General features: G+C 24.2%; 2 protein-coding genes and 1 pseudogene. All 3 read right to left on the reverse strand.

The genetic code is table 11. The features are described 5' to 3' along the window. Positions 1–688: pseudogene (locus tag L8W56_RS08655) on the reverse strand (hypothetical protein); the annotation flags it as partial. A gap of 380 nt (positions 689–1,068) precedes the next feature. Next, positions 1,069–1,824 carry a hypothetical protein gene (locus L8W56_RS08660; protein ID WP_263660020.1) on the reverse strand — a complete coding sequence of 252 codons (756 nt, stop codon included), beginning with the start codon at positions 1,822–1,824 and terminating at the stop codon, positions 1,069–1,071. Between the two features lie 149 nt (positions 1,825–1,973). Beyond that, positions 1,974–2,798 (reverse strand): bacteriophage T4 gp5 trimerisation domain-containing protein (locus L8W56_RS08665; protein WP_318529812.1); only part of this gene is annotated, 825 nt, incomplete at its 5' end.

Here is a 2,798-nt window from a genome sequence, read left to right on the forward strand (position 1 = left end):
CTAAAGATAGTTTTTGTATATAGGCTATTTTTAAATTATTGATTACTTGTATAGACATAAGTTTATAATTATTATATTCTTGATTAAAGTGATTAAGATTTTCTAAAAATATTTTATACTCATTGATATATTCTTTTTCATCTTGTATATTATCTAAATATTTAAGACTTTGATTGAAAATATTATTATTGTAAAAATTACAAGAAAAACTATCAAAATTAAATTCTTTTAACAAATTACTATTTTTATTATCTATAGAACATAAAGGAGCAAAGGAATTTTGTATGTTTTTGTAGTAGGGGTAGAGAGAGTGGGTGGTGGATGTTGCTTTTCCTCCTAAAGAAGTTATGTTTATTATGAATAGTTTTTTTGTTTTGGTTATTTTTTTAATTGTTGTTAAAATTCCTGATGGTGCTAAATAATACAAAGGTCTTTCATTGATATCTTTTATTAAATATTCTAGTATAACATTTCTAGAAGTTTCATTTTTAACAATATCTTTTAAAAAGTCTAATTCTTCTAGTGTCTGCCTTTTATGAAAATCATCTAAAATAACACTTTTTTCTTGCCAATCTCTAAAACCTGAAATTCTAGCTAAAAAATCTCCAAAATCATAAGGTCCTATATAACAATCTACAATACCATCTTTAATATCCTTAAGATGTTCCATTAATCCTTTATCTCTCATTTTCTAGCCTTTTTAATTTACAAAGAAGAAGTAAAACAATATTTATTAGTTTTCTACTAAAAAGAATGATTATTGATAAATAACATATCATTTCAAATAATCCATATTTTGAAAAATATCTACCTAAATATATGAAATTTAAAAATACAATTGGTGGAAAGAGTAATAAGTTTTCACAAAAAATACTATACACCCAATCTATAATTTTATTAGAAACTCCATATTTACTTTTGCAATTTTTGCATTTTATTTCTAATTTGCCTGAGAATATATTCCAAATATTTTGTAATTTATTGATTTTTGTTTTACAAACTTCACATTCTTTATAAATAGACATTTATTTTTCCTATATAATTTAAAAATTATCTTTAAAATTTAAATTATCTTCCGCATGCATTTAATTTTCCTTTAGCAAAATTTATGAAATAATTGTATCTTTTTGCTTCATATATTGTTGGGTGTATCATTTCTTGAATTTCGGTTTTTAGTTTTGTTTTATATAATAAATTCATTTTTTTATAAGAATTAATCATATTTTCTAATAACTGTTCTTTTTGAGGTATAGAACACATAAAGTTTTTATCTAGGCTTGAAGCAAATGGGATTAAATTAAAAAGAAAATAATCAGCATTAAAGGCTATTTTCATAAGTGTATAAGTGTCAGGCAATGCATCTATTTTGTTAATAAAAATGATATATCTATCCATAATGCTTATAAAATTGTTCATTTCGTTTAAATTGGTAGTGCTATTAGAAGCAAGATAAAAATAATTAAGATTAGTTTCACTTTTTCTTCCAAATATACTTACTTTATTTCTAAGAGCTACCAAATAAGCATTGTCTAAACCTAAAATTTGCATAAATTTAAAATCTTTTTTAAAATTATGCATATAATTTAATAATTCTTTTTGATTAAGTTTTAATTCTTGATTTAAGTTTTGTTCTACAAAAACTTTTTTAAATTCTTCTTCGTTGCTCCAGAATAATTTAGATGTCTCTTTTCTAATTTGATTTTCTTTTTCATAATAATACTTATCCCAAAAGATAAGCTCTAAAGGGCGATAAGCTAAGCTTATAAAAATAATCAAAGCTATAAGCAAACCGCAGGGTATATAAAATCTTTTAAGTTTATTCATTTATATTCCTTGATATTTTAAAAATAGTTTATAAAATTTTCTATAAAAATCATAATGATATTTTTTTATACTATTTATTGTATTACTAATATTTGGCATTCTAAAATTTTTAAAATATAGTATTTATTTTCAAAAAAAATACTATATATTTACTCTGCTTTAATTTCTCCACCTTTAACAACAAGACCCTTAGAATCTATCACTACTTCTACTCCACCTGCTTTAATGATAACACAATCTGGTTTAGCATTAATCAATGTTTCTCCTACTTGTATAGTTGCCTCACTATCAGCCTTTAGATAATGAGCTGTTTTTGCATAGGTAGTGATATTATTAGCCACCATACTTGTATTTTTATCGCTTTCAAATCCCATGGATTCATTGCTTGTAAAAAGAATATTGTCTTTACTTTTACAATCTATCTCTTTTTCGCTCAAGACTTGTATTTTATTGCTTGTATTTATATTGTAATAACCTTCTATAATTTCTTTTTTGTTTCCTTTAACATTTCTAGTTTCATCTTTATGTATAATGGTATTTTTGTTTGCGCATATTTCAGTGTCTTTATTTTCTCCTATATATTCACTTGAATTTTTAGCCACTCTTAACTTGTTGTCTACTCCTACATTTAAAGTGTTAGATAATCCAACTATGGTGTCTTTAGATAAACCTACATTTATTAGATACTCAGCACCAACATTGACATTTTTAGCTAAATCTATGGTTTGCGTATGAACTTTTTTAATTCTTTCATTATAAATCCCATCCACCATAGAATCTTTATCATTTAAAATTCTTTGAGTAAAGTTGTGCTGAACCAATTCATCATAGTCTCTTTCTGCTTTTAGATAGATTTGTTCTTTATCTTTTAAGTTGGATAAAGTTAGTTCATTGTATCCTTGTTCATATACTCCTATAGTTTTAGAGCTAATGGAAGTTTTGTGATCATGGTGTGGCAACGATACAAGAGGATC

It is taken from the genome of Campylobacter sp. IFREMER_LSEM_CL1085, assembly GCF_025772235.1.
Taxonomy (GTDB): domain Bacteria; phylum Campylobacterota; class Campylobacteria; order Campylobacterales; family Campylobacteraceae; genus Campylobacter_D; species Campylobacter_D lari_D.

Coding starts and splice junctions, on each gene's coding strand:
- L8W56_RS08660 (WP_263660020.1), bottom strand. CDS start 1,824: ATGAATAAACTTAAAAGATTTTATATACCCTGCGGTTTGCTTATAGCT.